Raw genomic sequence first — 17,043 nt, 5'->3', positions numbered from 1 at the left:
GTCACTGCCCCCCGAAGTGCTTCGCCTGCGCTGCGTCCGCGCCGTGGTAGGAGGCGACGGTGTGGTGCAGGCCGGCGGCATAGTGCTTGAGCCCGGCGCTCAGCTGCCGCAGCGACGTCACCGTGTGACGGGTCATCGCCACGTACTGAGAGAGGACCTCCGTGGACTCGGACATCACTCCGAAGGCGTCATCCACGTTCTCCGCCCGCGAGGCAAAGGCGCTGATGCGGTCATCCAAGTGGTCGGAGGACGAGACGAAGTCCTTGGCCAGTGCCGTGACCGGCTCGGGATGGATCGAGAAGTGCTCGTGCGTCATCGCGGCATGCCCCCCGGTGAAGCCGTGTGTGATCAATTGGCCCAAGGAGCGTAGGCATACCAAAGCCGTCGATTCGTTTCACCGGCCATTGATTTCACGCATTCTTGACGCGCCCACATCGAGCGGCAACCACCAGCATGTGACTGGTGCACAACCAGCTCCACACCCATACAGCCACTCCGAGCAGGCGGACATGGGGCGATGGCTTTGTTCACCGAAAGCGAGCCAGAACCCGTTCTCGTGAACAAGGCCAGTCGAGCGGGGCGAGGACTTCCAGCAGCAGCTGGTCGAGCTCGCTCAGGCCGGTCATGTGCCGGGTGTCGATCACGCTGATGCTGTTCGAGGCCCGGTTCGCGAGGTAGCCGCGTCCCCGTCCGGCGTCAGGGCCACCCCCAGCGGAGAGCTGCCGACGGGGATGGTGGCGCCAACCGATGGCAGCACGTGGAGCGTTGCCGTGGCAGCGCGACGGCGGCCAGCAGCGGATCCGGTCGGGTCAAGACGGTCACAGCGCAGCCTTGTCCCACATCGAGCGCCAACCACACCGCGCAACATCGCCAGTCGATGCGTCCAGCTCCTGCCGGCTTCGGCAGACACATACACGCTCCAGTGCACAACCAGTGCACACATCCCCACGGGAACTCCCGGGAACCCGCAGGTCCGGAAGGGAGGCCAGCCGGGACGCACAACGGCCCTGACCAGGGCATTACCCCAGGTCAGAGCCGTAATGGCGGACGAGTCGGCCTGTACGCCGGGTTCTGTCACCCCCGGTCCTTGCGGGCCGGGGGGAGACGGCCATCCATCTAGGGCTGCCGTTGCCGGCAGCCTCGTGCGGTCTACCCGCGGACTCGGGCGGGCAGCCCTCGGTCGTCCGCGCAGGGGCGTCATCGACGCCCCCTCTTGACCTTGCTCCGGGTGGGGTTTACCTAGCCCTCCGAGTCACCTCGGAGGCTGGTGGTCTCTTACACCACCGTTTCACCCTTACCGGAGGCCGAAGCCTCCGGCGGTTTGCTTTCTGTGGCACTGTCCCGCGGGTCACCCCGGGTGGGCGTTACCCACCACCCTGCCCTGTGGAGCCCGGACGTTCCTCGGCGGGATCCAGGATCCCTCCGCGGCCGTCCGGCCGGCTCGTCCGCCGTGCCGACCATGCTACCTGCCGCCCCGCCTGCGCCGAGCCACGGCAGGGGCTTGACCTTGTCGCAGCGGCAACGTTTCTACTGACGGCATGAGAATCGGAGAGCTCGCAGGACTGGTCGGGGTGAGTACCCGCGCCGTACGGCACTACCACCATCTCGGGCTGCTGGCCGAGCCCGAGCGGCGGGCCAACGGCTACCGGGAGTACGGGCTGCGGGACGCGGTGGCGCTGGCACGGCTGCGCCGGCTGACGGAGCTGGGGCTCGGGCTGGAGGAGGTGCGGGACGTCCTCGCCGACGACTCCGGGCGCGAACTGCACGAGGTGCTGGCCGAGCTGGACGCGGACCTGGCCCGCCAGGAGGAGGAGATCCGGGCGCGGCGGGCCCGGCTGGCGGCGCTGCGGCAGCAGGCGGAGGAGCACGGCGGGCTGCCCGCCGAGGGGCCGGTGTCGGACGAACTGGCGGCGCTGTTCCGGGAGATGGCCCGCTTCTCGGCGGACCGCCCCGGCCCGGAGCCGGCGATGGCGGCGACGGAGCGGGAGGTGCTGGCGCTGCTGGAGTCGGCGGGCGGCGGGGACACCGGGGTCACGGACCTGCTCGCCGAGGCCGTCTCCGCGCCCGGTGCGATGGAGCGGACGTACGAGGTGTACGGGATGCTCGACGCGCTGGCGGACGCCGCGCCGGACGACCCACAGGTGGCGAAGACCGCCGTAGCGCTCGCCGACTGCATCCCGGACGCGGTGGTCGCCGCGGTCGACGGGTCGCGCTGGGAGCAGGTGACGTCCCCGGACGCGGCGGCCGGGGACGGGTTCCTCGCGGCGTACTACGCGGCCTTCTCGCCCGCACAGGCCGAGGTGCTGCGCCTGGCCATGCGGCGGGTCGCGGAGCGGGCGCGATGAGCCGGCGGGGCGGGGCGCTGCCGCGCCGGCTGCTGCGGCACGAGGGCCGCTGGCTGGCGAGCCTGGGCCGGTGGGTGGTGCGCCGCCGGCACGGGGTGGGGCCGGGCGAGCAGATGCTGCCGTACGCGGGGGCGCAGGCGGCGATGGTCTACGGGCTGGCCTTCGTCTGCGCGGTGGAGACCGCCGGGCTGCATGTGCTGCTCAGCGGCCTTCCGGTGGTGCGGACGGTGCTGCTGTTCGTCGACGTCTACACGGTGCTGATGGTGCTGGGGCTGCAGGCGGCGGCGGTCACCCGGCCGCATGTGCTGGGCACCGGGGCACTGTGGCTGCGGGACGGCGGTCGGGCGGAGGTGCGGATACCGGTGGCGGGGATCGTCGCGGTCCGTTACGACTTGCGCTTCAGCCGGCAGGAGTCGCGGGACGTGCCGGGCGGGGTGGCGGAGCTGGCGGTCGGCGGGCAGACGTCGGTGACCGTCGAGCTGGCCGAACCGGTCGAGGTGGTACGGCTGTTGGGGCGGTCGGAGCAGGTCCGTACGGTGCGGTTCCACGCCGATGACGCACGGGGCGCGGTGGCGGCCCTGCGGGCGGCGGTGACGGCACGGGAGGCGGCGCCGGATCCGGTCAGGCAGGGGTGAAGCGGACCGGGTCGCGGCCCGGGTCCGCCTCGGCGAGGCGGACCTGGATGTGGTGGCCGAGCGGCAGCGCGGGGCCCTCCGGGGTGGTCTCCACGGGGCCGATGACGGCCGGGTCGTAGAGGTGGACGGTGCCGTGGGTGGGGTCCTTCTCCTGGATGTCGACGACCAGCGCCTCGAAGGTCTCACCGATCCGGTCGCGCAGCAGCGCCGCCTCGACCAGGTCCACACAGGCCCGCTCGACCTGGTTGGCGCGCTGCGCGCCGGCCTCCATCTCGCGGGGCAGGGCGGGCAGCGCGCCGCGGACCCAGGCGGGTGGCTCCGCGCCGGCCGAGGCGGCCAGGCACAGCTCCGAGGTGTAGCGGTCGGCGAGCCGCCGCAGCGGGGCGGTGGCGTGGGCGTAGGGGGCGGCGACCGCGGCGTGCAGCGCCTGGGAGGCGCTGGGCGGGGTCCCGTCGAAGACGGTGTAACCGGCGCCGCGCAGCAGGGCGGTGCACTCCTGGAGGAACGCGGCGTGCGCGGGGCGACGCGGGTCCAGGGTGCGGATCAGCGCGGAGTACGAGGTGTGGTGCGGCCAGTCGACGCCGAGGGCCCGGGCGGTCAGCCGCAGCCGGGCCACCGAGACGCTCCGGGAGGGGGGTCCCCCCTGCTCATGGGGGTCCCCCCGCTCGAGCGAAGCCGAGAGTGGGGGAGAAGTTGAGAGCTTGGATGGGGGTCCCCCCTGCTCGAACGAAGTTGAGAGCTTGGGGGAGGGCAGCGTCCGCAGGATGCCGGTGCCGGAGGCCAGCATCAGCTCGGCCGCGGCCATGCCGGTGAGCAGGGAGATCTGTGCGTTCCAGGCGTAGGACGGGAGCGGGGCGCGGTAGGCGAGGGTGTAGCGGCCGTGCTGCTCGACGATCTCCTGCTCGGGCACGTGCAGCGAGATCGCGCCCCGGGCGACCTCCAGGTCCTCGCGCAGCAGCCCGATCTCCCGGAGCAGGGCCAGCGGCTCCTCGGCGGTGCCGTCGTCGATCACCCGCTGGACGCCGGCGTAGTCGAGCCTGGCGCGCGAGCGGACCAGCGCGCGGCGCACGAAGACGCTGGTCAGGGCGCCCTCCGGGTCGAGGTCCAGCTGCCACAGGACCGCCGGGCGGTCCCGGTCGGGGAGCAGGCTGGCGGCGCCCTCGCTCAGCACGTACGGGTACAGCGGGACCCGCTCGTCGGGGAAGTAGAGGGTCGTCACGCGGTGGTGCGCCTCGGCGTCCAGGGCGCCGCCGGGCGTCACGAAGGAGGCGACATCGGCGATGGCGTAGTGGAGCCGGAAGCCGCCGCCCGGCCGCCGGGAGAGGAACAGGGCCTGGTCGAGGTCGAGGGATCCGGGCGGGTCGATGGTGAAGAGGGGGAGATCGGTGGCGTCGTCCAAGGTGTGCTCGGTGGCCACTGCGCCGTCGGCGGCCGGGATCCGCGGGGCCCGGGCGGCACTCTCCGCCTCGGCCTGCGCCGTGGGTGGGAAGTGGTGCGGGATCTCCAGCTCTCCGCGCAACTCCTGCAGCGCGGCCCGCAGCGGGGCGTCGGCTGCGTCGGTCACATGCATATGGAGACGGGGCATGAAACCGAGCGTAGGACCGGACGGCGCTTGTGGCGCGGCGTGGGGGTGGGACCGGGGGCGCACGAGCGCTGTGGGTGCGGGGTGGGGTGAGCCCGGAGCGCACCGGGGGTCGCTCACGCGGGTGGGGTGGGCCGCTCACGCGGGGTGAGGGGTGGGGAGTAACCGGCACCGGGCGGGGCAGGGCGGAGGCCGGTTCCCACGTCCGCAGGGCCGAGGCTGGTTCCCACGTCCGCGGGGCCGAGGCCGGGTTCCCACGTCCGCAGGGCCGCGGCCGGGTTCCTCGTCCGCAGGGCCGCGGCCGGGCTGCACGTCCGCAGGGTGGCCGCCGGGTTCCTCGTCCGCGGGCCGGAGGCCATACGCTCTTCCGGGGCCACCCGGAAGCCCGTAACGCCGGGGCCGCGCCCCGCCCGTACCGCGGGACCGCAGCCCGCCCGTACCGCCGTGAAGGAGAAACACCGTGCTCGTGCTGTTGCCGCCGTCCGAAGGGAAGGCCGCGGGAGGTGCCGGTGCACCGCTGGAGACCGGGGCGCTGTCGCTGCCGGGGCTGACCGCGGCGCGCGAGGCGGTGTTCGGGGAGCTGGTCGAGCTGTGCCGGGCGGACGAGGGCAAGGCCCAGGAGGTACTTGGGCTCAGCGACGGCCTCCGGGGCGAGATCGCCAAGAACGCGGGCCTGCCGACGGCCGGGACCCGGCCGGCCGGTGAGATCTACACCGGTGTGCTCTACGACGCGCTCGGGCTGGCGACCCTGGACGCGCGGGCCCGCGCCCTGGCCGAGCGGTCGCTGCTGGTGTTCTCCGGTCTGTGGGGCGCCGTGCGGATCGACGACCGGATTCCGTCCTACCGCTGCTCGATGGGGGTGAAGCTGCCGGGGCTTGGCGCGCTGGGCGCGTTCTGGCGGGCGCCGATGGCGGAGGTGCTGCCGGAGGCGGCCGGGGACGGGCTGGTGCTGGACCTGCGCTCGGCGGCGTATGCGACGGCGTGGAAGCCCAAGGGCGAGATCGCCGGGCGGACCGCGACGGTGCGGGTGCTGCAGTCCAGGGTCGTGGACGGGGTGGAGAAGCGCTCGGTGGTCAGCCACTTCAACAAGGCGACCAAGGGCCGGCTGGTGCGTGATCTGCTGTCGGCGGGCCTGACCCCGGCGGACCCGGCGGAGCTGGTGGATGCGCTGCGGGAGCTGGGGTACGCCGTGGAGGCGGCGGCTCCGGCGAAGAGCGGCAAGGCGTGGGCCCTCGATGTGATCGTGACGGAGCTGTAGGGCGCCCGCTCCGGGCACCGCCCCAGAGCAGCCCGCTCCGGGCACCGTCCCAGAGTGGCCCGCTCCGGGCACCGCCCCCGAGCGGCCCGCTCCGGGCACCGCCCCCGAGTGGCCCGCTCCAGGCGTCGCCCCCGCCGTTGCAGAGTGCGCAACGTTCGTTGCGGAGAGTGGGGTGGTGGCGCACCATGGGCGGCGTGACCAGCGCCGCCTCCCCCGTGCCCACCGCCCCCTCGGTCCTCGGGCTCGCGCCCGTGATCCCGGTCGTGGAGCTGGACGATGCCGCCGACGCCGTACCGCTCGCCCGCGCGCTGGTCACCGGCGGGCTGCCGGCGATCGAGGTGACGCTGCGGACGGCCGCGGCGCTGGACGCGATCCGGGCCATCGCCGACCGGGTCCCGGAGGCGGTGGTGGGCGCCGGCACCCTGCTCACCCCCGAACACGTCGCCGCGGCCGGAGCGGTCGGCGCGCAGTTCCTGGTGAGCCCCGGCTGGTCGCCGCGGCTGCTGCGGGCGATGCGGGACTCCGGCATCCCGTTCCTGCCGGGCGTCTCGACGGCTTCGGAGGTGGTGACGCTGTTGGACGAGGGCGTCACCGAGCTGAAGTTCTTCCCCGCGGAGGCGGCGGGCGGCACCGGCTATCTGCGGTCGCTGGCCGCCCCGCTGCCGCGGGCCCGCTTCTTCGCCACCGGCGGGATCACCCCGGCGTCCGCGCCCGCGTACCTGGCGCTGCCGAACGTCGGCTGTGTGGGCGGCAGTTGGATGCTGCCGGACGAGGCGCTCGCGGCGAAGGACTGGGACCGGGTACGCCGGCTCGCCCAGCAGGCGGCGGCGCTGACGGCCTGACCAGGCGGGCCGCCCGCGCCCGCGGGGCGGACGGCTACCGCAGGTGTGCGGTCTCGTTCAGCAGGCGCAGCGAGGCGTTGCCGTCCGCGTAGTACGCCAGGGCGGAGAGCGAGGCCGCGGAGAGTTCCATCCGGTAGAGCGACTCCGGCGGGGCGCCCAGCGCCAGCCGGACCAACGTCTTGATCGGCGTGACGTGCGTGACCAGCAGCACGGTCCGGCCCGCGTAACGGGCGAGCAGCCGGTCGCGGGCGGCGCCGACCCGGCGGGCCACCGTCGCGAAGGACTCGCCGCCCCCGGTGGGCGCCACCTTCGTCGAGCCGAGCCAGGCGTCGAGGTCCTCGGGGAAGCGCTCGCGCACCTCGGCGAAGGTCAGCCCCTCCCAGGCCCCGAAGTCGGCCTCGCGCAGGCCCTCTTCGACCCGGACCTCCAGGCCGAGCCGGTCCGCGACCGCCTGGGCGGTCTCCCGGCAGCGCCGCAGCGGCGAGGTGACGACGGCCTGGACGGTGCCGCGGGCGGCCAGCGCGGCGGCGGCCGCCTCGGCCTGGCGGCGGCCGGCGGGCGAGAGTTCGGGGTCGTTGCCGCCGCTGCCGGAGAACCGCTTCTGCGGCGTCAGGGCCGTCTCGCCGTGCCGCAGCAGGACGAGGGTGGTGGGCGCACCGAGGTCGGGGGCGCCCCAGCCGGCCGGCGCAGCGGCCTCCCCGCTGGCCTCCGCGGCCTCCGCCGCTTCCGCGGCCCCGTCGGCGGCCCGGGCGGCGGCGCTGCGGGCGGGCGCGGCGGCCGCGTCCAGCGCCGCGCGGGAGTCCCGCGGCTCCCACTGCCTGCCGTTCTTCCCGGCGTCCATCGCCTCGTTGGCGAGCCGGTCGGCGTGCTTGTTCCGGGCGCGCGGGATCCACTCGTAGCCGACCTGCCCGGGCGGGAAGACCGACCGGGCCTCGGCGGCCAGCGGCTTCATGTCCGGGTGCTTGATCTGCCAGCGGCCGGACATCTGCTCGACGACCAGCTTGGAGTCCATCCGCACCTGGATCTGCGCCTGCGGGTCCAGCGCACGCGCCGCCTTCAGCCCGGCCACCAAGCCCTTGTACTCGGCGACGTTGTTGGTCGCAGTACCGATGAACTCGGCGGCCTCGGCGAGCGCCTCACCCGTCTCGGGGTCGAGGACGACCGCGCCGTAGCCGGCCGGCCCCGGGTTGCCCCGGGACCCGCCGTCGGCCTCGACGATCAGCGTGCGCGGCATGGCCTACAGGCCCGAGTCGGGCGTGCGGACCAGGATCCGGCTGCAGTTCTCGCACCGTACGACGGTGTCGGCGGCGGCCGCCCGCACGTCGTTGAGCTCGGTGATGTTGAGCTCCAGGCGGCAGCCCTCGCAGCGGCGCTGGTAGAGGCGGGCCGCACCGACGCCGCCCTCCTTGGTGCGGATGCGGTCGTAGAGCCCCAGCAGGTCGGCGGGGATGTCGGCGACGGTCAGCTCGCGCTCCTTGGAGACCGTGCCGGCCTCGGCGTCGATCTCGCCGGTGGCGGCGTCCCGGCGGGCGACGGCGTCATCGACCTTGCCCTGGATGGCGTCCACCCGGGAGGTCAGCTCGGTGACCCGCTCCTGGGCGGCCTCGCGGCGCTCCATGACCTCCAGGACGACATCCTCCAGGTCGCCCTGGCGCTTGGCCAGCGAGGCGAGTTCGCGCTGGAGGTTCTCCAGGTCCTTGGGCGAGGTGACGGCGCCGGAGTCGAGGCGCTTCTGGTCGCGGGCGGCGCGCTGGCGCACCTGGTCCACGTCCTGTTCGGCCTTGGTCTGCTCGCGGCTGGTGTCGCTCTCCTCGGTCTGCGCGGCGACGAGCAGGTCGCGCTGCTGGATGAGGTCGGCCTCAAGGGTCTGCAGTTCGGCCAGCTCGGGGAGGTTCTTGCGCCGGTGGGCGAGCTGGGTGAGCCGGACGTCGAGGGCCTGGACCTCGAGGAGGCGGATCTGGTCGGCGGGCGCGGCGTTCAGCGGGGGGCTCCTGTGGTGTTCGTCGGGGTGGGGAGGGGGGCGGACGCCGCGTGGGCGGTCCAGGGGTCGGTGACGGTACGCGAGACATGCGTACGCAGTCCCCAGCCGTGCCGGTCGGAGACCGCGTCCAGTTGGGCCGCGGCCTGTTCGCACCACGGCCACTCGGTGGCCCAGTGGGCGGCGTCGAGCAGCGCCAACGGGCTGTTCCGCCCGGTGGTCTGGATGGCCTCGGAGGCCGGGTGGTGGCGCAGGTCGGCGGTGAGGAAGGCGTCCGCACCGGCAGCCCGTACGTCGTCGAAGAGGCTGTCGCCGGAGCCGCCGGAGACGGCGATGGTGCGGATCTCGCGCTCCGGGTCGCCGGCCGCCCGGATGCCCTGCGCGGTGGCCGGGAGGCGGGCCGCGGCGTGCGCGGCGAACTCGGCGAGCGTCATCGGATGCGTCAGCTCGCAGATCCGGCCGAGGCCGCGGCGGCCCGCCGGGTCGCTCGGGTCCGGCACCAACGGGCCGAGGATGCGCAGGTCCAGAGCGCCGGCCAGGGCGTCGGAGACACCCGGGTCGGCGGTGTCGGCGTTGGTGTGCGCGACATGCAGCGCGATGTCGTGCTTGATGAGGGTGTGCACGACCTTGCCCTTGAAGGTCGAGGCCGCGACCGTCGTCGTGCCGCGCAGGTAGAGCGGGTGGTGGGTGACGAGGAGGTCGGCGCCGAGCCGCACCGCCTCGTCGACGACCTCCTGGACCGGGTCGACGGCGAACAGCACGCGGCGGACCTCGGCATCGGGGTCTCCGCAGACCGTCCCGACGGCATCCCACCCTTCGGCCCGCTCGGGGGGCCAGAGTGCGTCGAGCGCGGCGAGGACTTCAGACAGTACGGGCACGGGTGAAGGTTACCTCCCGGCCGTGACGGGACGGGGGCGCGGACGGCGGTGGGGACAGGTCCGGCGCGGGACGGGGACACGTCCGGCGCGGGACGGGCGGGGGCCTGCGAAGCACAGCCTCCTCCTCTCCGATCGACGAACCGGACAATCGCCATCCTTACGCGTGAAGTGCGGCAACTCGCCCTGTTCGGCCGGAAGTGCGAAAACTACCGTCGGTCGCCGACTGGAGGTGACCACCCGATGACGATCTGTGCCACTGAGGACGCCACCGCGCTGGACAGCCCACACCGCAGGGCGCTGACGATCGCCGCCGACGGCTCGTACGCCGCCCGGCTCGCCCGGCACGACGACGCCGCCGGGAGCTGGTTCCCGGAGCGCTGGACGCTGAGCGGGCCGGAGCCGTACGCCGTGCCGCTGCCGGGCAGCCAGCCCGAGGAGCCGGACAGCGAACTGCTGCCGCTCGCCGACGGCCGGGTGCTGATCCTGCGCCGGGTCGCCGACCGGTTCGCCCTCTCCCTGCTCTACCCCACGGGCCCGGGGACCGGCGAACTCCTGCTGGGCACCGTGGCAGCGCCCCGGCTGACCCTGCTGCCGCCGGCCCCCGACGGGACGCTCGGCTACGCGCTGGCCCCGGGTGCGGACCGCACCGGGCTGTGGCTGGTGCACGGCGGCGCGGACGGGCCGCAGCGGATCGTCGAGATCCCGGGGCGCTGCACGGGCGGCGCCTGGCTGGACCGCAGCGGCCGGTTGCTCGCCCTGGACCGGGAGCTGGACGGCCGCACCAAGACGGTGGTGGTCGATCTCGAACGGGGCGGGGAAACCAGCCTGCTCCTACAGATCACCGAAGAGAGCAACGACCGGCTGCTGCTCGCCGATCCCGACAGCGGTCTGCTGCTCGTACGGTCCGACGCGCCCGGGCACGACCGGCTGGGCTGGGGCGTGTGGGGCAGCAGCCGTCCGGTGCGCTTCCCGGAATGCCTGCGGCCGGACGGGGTCGCGGTGACCCCGCTCGCCGTTCAGCCGCGGCAGATGCTGGCGCCGGAGAGCTGCGCGGTGGCGTTCCGGATGGACGCGGCGGGCGGCACCTGGCTGGGGATCTGGCGGCCCTCGGGGCGGGGCCTGCGGCACTTCGCGGTACCGCACGGATGGCTGGGCGCGGGGCTGTGGACACCGAGCGGCGCACTCCTCCTGCCGTACGCGACGGACGCGGAGCCGTGCGGGGTGGCGCGGATGACCGCACCACTGCCGCCGGTGGCGCCCGTCGCACCAGTGGCGCCCGTCGCATCGATGGCGCCCGTCGCACCGATGGCGCGGCGGGCCGCGCCGGTGGCAAGCGGGGCACCGGTACACCCAGGGCGGACGCCGACCCCGAACGGACCTACGGCGACTCAGGGACCGGCCGGGCCGACGGGGGCGCAGGGGCCGGCCGGGCCGACAGGGGCACAGGAGCCGACAGGCGCACGGGGCCCGGCGGGGCCGGTACGGCAGCGGCTGGATACGGCCGCGCAGGGGGCCGCCGCCGCGGTACGGGTGGAGACGGTCGATCCGCCCCCGGGAACGAGGGCCGTCGGCGGTGTGGGGATTGTCCCGGATGCCGAAGATCGCGACACTGGCTCCACAGCATCTGCACATCCGAAGGCTGCCGCCGCGGAACCACAGCGAACTCCCGCACATCCTCGAATGTGCAGGCCAGTTCCCCTGCAACAGGCACCTCTCGCGGCTCGGTAGATCCGGTGGAGCGTCATTTACCACCCCGTTAGACTTTCGGGTGGGAGCTGCGCAGCCGGTTGACCGGCCACCGGCAGTGCCGCTCGGGGTCAGCCTCGGCGGTCGTCGGGCGAGGTCCCGACGCGTACCGCCGTAAGCAACCTGACGGAGTGACTCTTTCCATGTCCGAAGCCCGAACCGACACGACCCAGGCGCGCCCTCAGGAGGCATCCGCCCAGGCCGCCGAGGCCGCAGGCTCCGGCAGGCACCGTGGCCCGGCCGCCTCTGAGGAGGCCAACGCCGCCGCCCATGGCCGGCACCGCCGCGACAAGCAGCCGCAGGAGGCCTGAGCGCCTGGTGGTCGGTCCCGGTCAGGTGGTTCCGGCCGCCGGGCGCACACCGTCGGCCGTGGCCGCCGCACCGCTGCTCAGCGGGTGGCGGCCACGGCCGTTGCTGCGGGAAGGGACCGTGCGGCTGCGGTGACGGCCAAGGGCTCCCCGCGCGCAGGCCTCAGCCGTGCTTCAGGCCCAGCACCTCGGCCGCCGCGAACGTCTCGTTCGGCGGGCGCTCGGCGTAGTACGGCGTGAGCAGCTCGTCCAGCTCCTGGTAGCTGAAGACCTCCTTGGCGGTGTCGAACTTGGCGGCGATCCGGGGGCGTTCGGCGATCGCCACCATGCCGCCGTGCACCACCAGCAGTTGCCCGTTGACCCGGGCCGCGGCCGGGGAGGCCAGATAGCCGACGAGCGGTGCGACGTGCTCGGGCGCCAACGCGTCGAGCGTGCCGTCGGCCGGCTGCTGGAAGCCGGCGAAGACGTCCTCGGTCATCCGGGTGCGGGCCCGCGGGCAGATCGCGTTGGCGGTCACGCCGTACTTGGCGAGCGCCAGCGCCGTGGACGTCGTCAGGCCGACGATGCCGCCCTTGGCCGCCGCGTAGTTGGGCTGGCCCGCCGAGCCCGCGAGGAACGCCTCCGAGGAGGTGTTGATGATCCTGCCGTGCACCGGGCCGCCGGTCGCCTTGGCCCGTTCGCGCCAGTGCGCTGCCGCGAAGTGGGTGGTGTTGAAGTGGCCCTTGAGATGGACCCGGATCACCGAGTCCCACTCGTCCTCGGTCATCGAGAACACCATCCGGTCCCGGAGGATGCCCGCGTTGTTGACCAGGATGTCCAGCCGGCCGAAGGTGTCGATCGCCAACTGGACGAGACCGCGGGCCTGTTCGTGGTCGGCGACGTCGCCGAGGTGGGCGACGGCCCGGCCGCCCGCGTCCCGGATCTCCGCGGCGACGTCCTCGGCGGGTGCCGCAGAGGCCTCCCCCGAGCCGTCGCGGCCGGGCTGCCCGTAGTCGTTGACGATGACCCGGGCGCCGAGGCGGCCGAGTTCCAGTGCCTCGGCGCGGCCCAGGCCGCGTCCGGCTCCGGTGACGATCGCGGTCAGGTCCTCAAGCGGCTGTGCCATGGCTCTTCCCGTCCTCTCGGTCAGCTCTCGCACCACGGTGCCGGTCCGCTCCGGCCGGCGTTCGGACCTCAGATCTCGATGCAGGTCCGCAGCGCCGTCCCCGAACGCATCTGGTCGAGCGCGTCGTTGACCTCGTCGAGTCGGACCCGGTGGGTGATCAGGCCTTCGAGGTCGATCCGGCCGGCCCGCCACAGGGCGATGGCCCGCTCGTAGGAGCGCAGCACGTCGGCGCCGCCGTACAGGGACGGCAGGATGCGCTTCTCGTCGAAGAACAGCTCGAACATGTTGACCTGGAAGGTGTCGTCCATGGCACCCGCGCCGACCACGCACAGGGTGCCGCCGCGCCGGGTCGTCTCGTAGGCGGTGCGGGCGGTGGCGGACTTCCCGACCACCTCGAAGACGTAGTCGAAGCCCTCCCCTCCGGTGATCCGCGCCTTGGCGTCGGCGAGCTCCTCGGGGGCGACGGCGTCGGTGGCGCCGAAGCGCAGGGCCGCCTCCCGTCGGGCGGGCACCGGGTCGACGGCGACGATCCGGGCGGCGCCGCAGGCCCTGGCGCCCTGGATGGTGGAGATCCCGACGCCGCCGCACCCGATCACCGCGACCGAGGAAGCGGCCGCCACCTTGGCCGTGTTGAGGGCCGCGCCCAGGCCGGTGGTGACCCCGCAGCCGATCAGCGCGGCGATCTCGTACGGGACGTCGTCGGGGATCGGGACCGCGCAGTGGGCGGGCACCACCACCTCCTCGGCGAAGGTGCCGGTGCCGGCGAAGCCGAAGACATCGGCGGGGTCGGCGCCGGCGCGTCGGAAGTTGGGCGTGCCGGCGTTCAGGAACCCGGCCAGGCAGAGGTGGGTCTGGCCGCGCTTGCAGGACGGACAGCTGCCGCAGGCTGGCAGCCAGCACATCAGGACGCGGTCGCCCTGGGCGAGGCCGGTGACCCCGTCCCCGACGTCGAGGATCTCCCCCGCGCCCTCGTGCCCGGGGACGAAGGGCGCCGGCTGCGGCAGCACCCCGCTCATCGCCGAGAGGTCGGAGTGGCACAGGCCGGTCGCCCGGATCCGGATCCGGACCTTCCCGGGTCCGAACCCCACGGCCTCGACGTCGTCGAGCACCTCCAGCGTCTGCTGCCCCGTCTCGTGCTGTACGGCTGCGCGCATCTCACGGCTCCTCTCGTACGACGCCTACGACGACGGCCCGCCGGACGCGACCGGGCCCCGGCGCCCGGCCCGGCCGCGTCCGGCGACGCCCTAGCTGTGCTCGACGACGGTGTCCGCCAGGACCGCGGCGTCCTCGCGCCCCGGCGCGGTGACCGAGACCTGGATCCGGCCGGGCTCCCGCCACATCCGGATCCGCAGCGTCTCGCCGGGGAAGACCACCCCGGTGAACCGCGTCGTATAGGACCGCACCCGCGCCACATCGCCCCCGAGCGCCGTGTCGACGACCGCCTTGAGCGCGACCCCGTAGGTGCACAGCCCGTGCAGGATCGGCCGGTCGAACCCGGCGAGCTCGGCGAACTCCGGGTCGGCGTGCAGCGGGTTGTAGTCCCCGGAGAGGCGGTAGAGCAGCGCCTGGTCCTCGCGGATCTGCCGCTCGGTGATCAGGTCGGGGGTGCGTTCGGGCAGCTCATGGCGGACGGAGGGCCCGCGGTCGCCCCCGAAGCCGCCCTCGCCGCGGACGAAGATCTGGGTGTCGCAGGTCCACAACGGGCCGTCCCCGTCGGCGACTTCGGAGCGCAGCACGATGACGGCGGCCTTGCCCTTGTCGTACACGGCCGGGACGGTCGAGGTCTGGGTGGCGCGACCGCGCACGGGGAGGGCGCGGTGCACGGTGACGGTCTGGCCTCCGTGCAGGACTGCCGCGAGGTCGACGTCGATGCCCGGGGCGGAGAGCCCGCCGGCGAGGGCCATTCCCCCGCCCGCGACGGTGGCGAAGCTGGGCAGGACGTGCAGGGCGCTCTCCAGGGTGTAGCGCAGTTCGTCCGGGTCGGTGGCGGGGTGCGGCTTCTCCGGTGTGGCCGCGCCGGCACCGATGCCCAGGTGGTAGAGCTGGACGTCCTTGTGGTCCCAGGCGAGTTCGGTGGTCCGCGGCTCGGCGGAGGTGGCCTTGGCGGCGTCGATGGGCATCGGGCGGTTGCTCCTTCACCACGGTGGAAGACCCCGGCCCGGCCGTCCGCACCGTCGACCGCGCCGGGGTCGTATCTGGTCGGCCCGGCCGCGCTCCGGCAGCGCTACGGGCGCCTCGACGGCCGGTGCCGACGGGCAGGTGCACAGTTCTAGAACGCGTTCTAGCCGATGGCCTCATGTATAGCCGATCCATCCGGCACCCGGAAGACCCCCTGACGAAGTGTCAGTTCCGGGTCCCCGGCGGCCTCCGGGCGCGCGTTCCGGCCGCTCCGGAGGGGCCTGGACGCACGATGGGGCCGGTCCCAAGGGGCCCGGACGCGCGCCCGGACGCCACCCATGACATTTGTCAGGGGATCCTGCCCACTGATGTCAGGGCGGATCACCCACATTCGCCTCTGCCGCGGGTCGGCGACGCTCCGTAGCGTCATGGACAGCAGACGAGCGGAGGCGGAGATGACGACAGCGGGCAGGGCAGCGGGCCGGCCGACGGGTGCGCCGGGGACGACGGAGCCGGTGGGGCCGGTGCACGGAGTGGTTCCCGGGGCGGTGCCCACGGCGCCGCGCGCGGCCGGGGACGGCACGGCCGTGGCGTTCTCGGGTGTGACGCGGAGTTATGGCGCGGTGCGGGCCGTGGACGGGATCGACCTGGAGATCGCCGGCGGCGAGACCGTGGCCCTGCTGGGCCGCAACGGCGCCGGCAAGTCCACCACGATCAATATGCTGCTGGGCCTGACGGAGCCGAGTTCGGGGACGGTGCGGCTGTTCGGCGGCGCTCCGGAGACCGCCGTACGGGCCGGCCGGGTCGGCGCGATGCTCCAGGACGGCAAGCCCGTCCCGCGGGTCACCGTCCGCGAGCTGGTCACCTTCGTCGCCGCCACCTACCCCGACCCGATGGACGTCACCGAGGCCCTGGAGCTGGCGGGCCTCACCGAGTTCGGGGGACGGCGGGTGGACCGGCTGTCCGGTGGGCAGGCCCAGCGGGTCCGCTTCGCGGTGGCACTGGCTGGCAACCCCGACCTGCTGGTCCTCGACGAGCCGACCGCGGCACTGGACGTCGAGGCCCGTCGGGTCTTCTGGCGCTCGATGCGGGCCTACGCCCACCGCGGCAAGACCATCCTGTTCTCCACCCACTACCTGGAGGAGGCGGACGACAACGCCGACCGGATCGTGGTGATCGACCACGGCCGGGTGGTCGCCGACGGCAGCGGCGAGTCGATCAGGCGGCGCGGCGGCGGCTCCCTGGTCTCCTTCGACCTGCGGGGCGCGGCCACCGCGCCGCTGCCCGAACTGCCCGGTGTGACCTCGGTGGAGATACGGGGCGACCGCGCCCGGCTGCGGACGACCGACTCCGACACCACGGTCCTGGCGCTGGCCGGGCTCGGCCTCGTCCGGGGCCTCCAGGTCGCCCCCGCCAGCCTGGAGGACGCCTTCCTCGCCCTCACCTCCACCGACCCCGCCCCTGCCCCGGCGCGGGCCGCCGGCGCCGGTCGCTCCGCGAAGGAGAACGTGTGATGCTCGACTACATCCGGCTGGAGGTCCGCCGCACCCTGCGCGACCGGGGCTTCGTCCTCTTCGGCATCGGAATGCCGGTGCTGATGTACCTGCTGATGACCAATATCGGCCCCGGCGGGCCCGGCATGGACTGGAAGATCTCCTCGATGGTCGGGATGGCCGCGTACGGCGCGCTGGGCGCGGCCCTCGGCACCGGCACCGGCGTCGCCGAGGACAAGCAGCTCGGCTGGCTGCGCCAGCTGCGGATCACCCCGCTGAGCCCGGCACGGGTCGTGGTGAGCCGTGGGCTGAGCGGTTCGGTGACGGTGCTGCCAGCCATCGCCGTGGTCCTCCTGGTGGGCGCGCTGGTCAACGGTGTGCGGATGCCGGCCTGGCAGTGGGCGGCGCTGGCCGGGCTGCTGTGGATCGGCACCGCGCCCTTCACCCTCCTCGGGCTCGGCAACGGCTACCGCCTCTCCGCGCAGTCCACCGGCGTGGTCAACACCGGCTGCATGCTGCTGCTCTCGATCATCGGCGGGCTGTGGTTCCCCACCGAGCTGTTCCCCGGCTGGCTGCGCACGCTGTCCGCGTGGACCCCCGGCAACCGCTTCGCCGAACTCGGGCGGAGCGTCACCGAGGGCGGCGCCCCGGGCCTGGCCACAGTGGCGGTACTGGCCGCCTGGCTGGCACTCTTCGGCGGATACGCGGTGTACGCGTACCGTCGGGCTGCAGAAACGGTGTGACCGGCGTTGGCG

Annotated in this window: 16 protein-coding genes and 1 other RNA gene; 8 read left to right on the top strand and 9 right to left on the bottom strand. The window is 74.0% G+C overall.

Annotated features, from left to right (window positions below; genetic code table 11):
• Nucleotide 1 precedes the first annotated feature (1 nt).
• Nucleotides 2–316 carry an ESX-1 secretion-associated protein gene (locus AB0G84_RS32715; protein ID WP_361329046.1) on the bottom strand — a complete coding sequence of 105 codons (315 nt, stop codon included), beginning with the start codon at nt 314–316 and terminating at the stop codon, nt 2–4.
• A gap of 728 nt (nt 317–1,044) precedes the next feature.
• Nucleotides 1,045–1,444: RNase P RNA component class A (gene rnpB / locus AB0G84_RS32710), an RNA gene on the bottom strand.
• A 94-nt stretch (nt 1,445–1,538) separates the two neighbouring features.
• Here rnpB and AB0G84_RS32705 point away from each other — a divergent pair.
• Entirely contained in the window at nt 1,539–2,345 is an 807-nt protein-coding gene (locus AB0G84_RS32705) for a MerR family transcriptional regulator (protein WP_361329043.1), read from the top strand.
• Nucleotides 2,342–2,980 carry a hypothetical protein gene (locus AB0G84_RS32700; protein ID WP_361329040.1) on the top strand — a complete coding sequence of 213 codons (639 nt, stop codon included), beginning with the start codon at nt 2,342–2,344 and terminating at the stop codon, nt 2,978–2,980. Before AB0G84_RS32705 ends, AB0G84_RS32700 begins: the two co-directional genes overlap by 4 nt.
• Here the strand turns inward: AB0G84_RS32700 and AB0G84_RS32695 are convergent.
• Nucleotides 2,967–4,565 (bottom strand): RNB domain-containing ribonuclease, encoded by a 1,599-nt coding sequence (locus AB0G84_RS32695; RefSeq protein ID WP_361329037.1) that lies wholly within the window; start codon nt 4,563–4,565, stop codon nt 2,967–2,969. The genes AB0G84_RS32700 and AB0G84_RS32695 overlap by 14 nt on opposite strands.
• A 457-nt stretch (nt 4,566–5,022) precedes the next feature.
• Here AB0G84_RS32695 and yaaA point away from each other — a divergent pair, with 457 nt between their 5' ends.
• Together yaaA and eda are read left to right on the top strand one after the other, a co-directional pair.
• Nucleotides 5,023–5,820, top strand: a complete 798-nt coding sequence (gene yaaA / locus AB0G84_RS32690) for a peroxide stress protein YaaA (protein WP_361329034.1) — start codon at nt 5,023–5,025, stop codon at nt 5,818–5,820.
• 185 nt (nt 5,821–6,005) lie between these two features.
• Entirely contained in the window at nt 6,006–6,662 is a 657-nt protein-coding gene (eda, locus tag AB0G84_RS32685) for a bifunctional 4-hydroxy-2-oxoglutarate aldolase/2-dehydro-3-deoxy-phosphogluconate aldolase (protein WP_361329031.1), read from the top strand.
• Nucleotides 6,663–6,696: 34 nt separating this feature from the next.
• Here the strand turns inward: eda and AB0G84_RS32680 are convergent, their stop codons facing one another.
• The 3 genes from AB0G84_RS32680 to AB0G84_RS32670 are packed head-to-tail and all read right to left on the bottom strand — an operon-like array spanning nt 6,697 to nt 9,518.
• Complete coding sequence (locus AB0G84_RS32680) at nt 6,697–7,896, bottom strand: bifunctional RNase H/acid phosphatase (RefSeq protein WP_361329028.1); 1,200 nt, start codon at nt 7,894–7,896, stop codon at nt 6,697–6,699.
• Between the two features lie 3 nt (nt 7,897–7,899).
• On the bottom strand, nt 7,900–8,643 hold the full coding sequence (locus tag AB0G84_RS32675; RefSeq protein ID WP_361329111.1) for a C4-type zinc ribbon domain-containing protein: 744 nt from the start codon (nt 8,641–8,643) through the stop codon (nt 7,900–7,902).
• A complete protein-coding gene (locus tag AB0G84_RS32670) occupies nt 8,640–9,518 on the bottom strand; it encodes a Nif3-like dinuclear metal center hexameric protein (RefSeq protein ID WP_361329025.1) in 879 nt (292 codons plus the stop codon). The genes AB0G84_RS32675 and AB0G84_RS32670 overlap by 4 nt, the downstream gene beginning before the upstream one ends.
• A 240-nt stretch (nt 9,519–9,758) precedes the next feature.
• On the opposite strand from AB0G84_RS32670, the gene AB0G84_RS32665 reads away from it, so the two are divergent.
• Together AB0G84_RS32665 and AB0G84_RS32660 are read left to right on the top strand one after the other, a co-directional pair.
• Nucleotides 9,759–11,246 carry a hypothetical protein gene (locus AB0G84_RS32665; RefSeq protein ID WP_361329022.1) on the top strand — a complete coding sequence of 496 codons (1,488 nt, stop codon included), beginning with the start codon at nt 9,759–9,761 and terminating at the stop codon, nt 11,244–11,246.
• 161 nt (nt 11,247–11,407) lie between these two features.
• Entirely contained in the window at nt 11,408–11,575 is a 168-nt protein-coding gene (locus AB0G84_RS32660; protein ID WP_361329019.1) for a hypothetical protein, read from the top strand.
• A gap of 160 nt (nt 11,576–11,735) precedes the next feature.
• On the opposite strand, the gene AB0G84_RS32655 is transcribed toward AB0G84_RS32660, so the two are convergent.
• From AB0G84_RS32655 to AB0G84_RS32645, 3 genes are all read right to left on the bottom strand, one after another.
• Nucleotides 11,736–12,677, bottom strand: coding sequence for a 3-oxoacyl-ACP reductase (locus AB0G84_RS32655; RefSeq protein ID WP_361329016.1), 942 nt, complete (start codon nt 12,675–12,677; stop codon nt 11,736–11,738).
• Nucleotides 12,678–12,745: 68 nt separating this feature from the next.
• Nucleotides 12,746–13,831, bottom strand: a complete 1,086-nt coding sequence (locus AB0G84_RS32650; RefSeq protein WP_361329014.1) for a Zn-dependent alcohol dehydrogenase — start codon at nt 13,829–13,831, stop codon at nt 12,746–12,748.
• 90 nt (nt 13,832–13,921) lie between these two features.
• Nucleotides 13,922–14,797, bottom strand: coding sequence for a MaoC/PaaZ C-terminal domain-containing protein (locus AB0G84_RS32645; RefSeq protein WP_361329012.1), 876 nt, complete (start codon nt 14,795–14,797; stop codon nt 13,922–13,924).
• Between the two features lie 585 nt (nt 14,798–15,382).
• Here AB0G84_RS32645 and AB0G84_RS32640 point away from each other — a divergent pair.
• Together AB0G84_RS32640 and AB0G84_RS32635 are read left to right on the top strand one after the other, a co-directional pair.
• Entirely contained in the window at nt 15,383–16,309 is a 927-nt protein-coding gene (locus AB0G84_RS32640) for an ABC transporter ATP-binding protein (protein ID WP_361329108.1), read from the top strand.
• Complete coding sequence (locus tag AB0G84_RS32635) at nt 16,309–17,031, top strand: ABC transporter permease (RefSeq protein WP_361329009.1); 723 nt, start codon at nt 16,309–16,311, stop codon at nt 17,029–17,031. Before AB0G84_RS32640 ends, AB0G84_RS32635 begins: the two co-directional genes overlap by 1 nt.
• The last annotated feature ends 12 nt before the right edge of the window (nt 17,032–17,043 follow it).

It is taken from the genome of Streptomyces sp. NPDC020742 (genome assembly GCF_040641675.1).
Taxonomy (GTDB): domain Bacteria; phylum Actinomycetota; class Actinomycetes; order Streptomycetales; family Streptomycetaceae; genus Streptomyces.
Note: the sequence above shows the minus strand (reverse complement) of the source record. Positions and strands in the feature narration are given on the sequence as shown.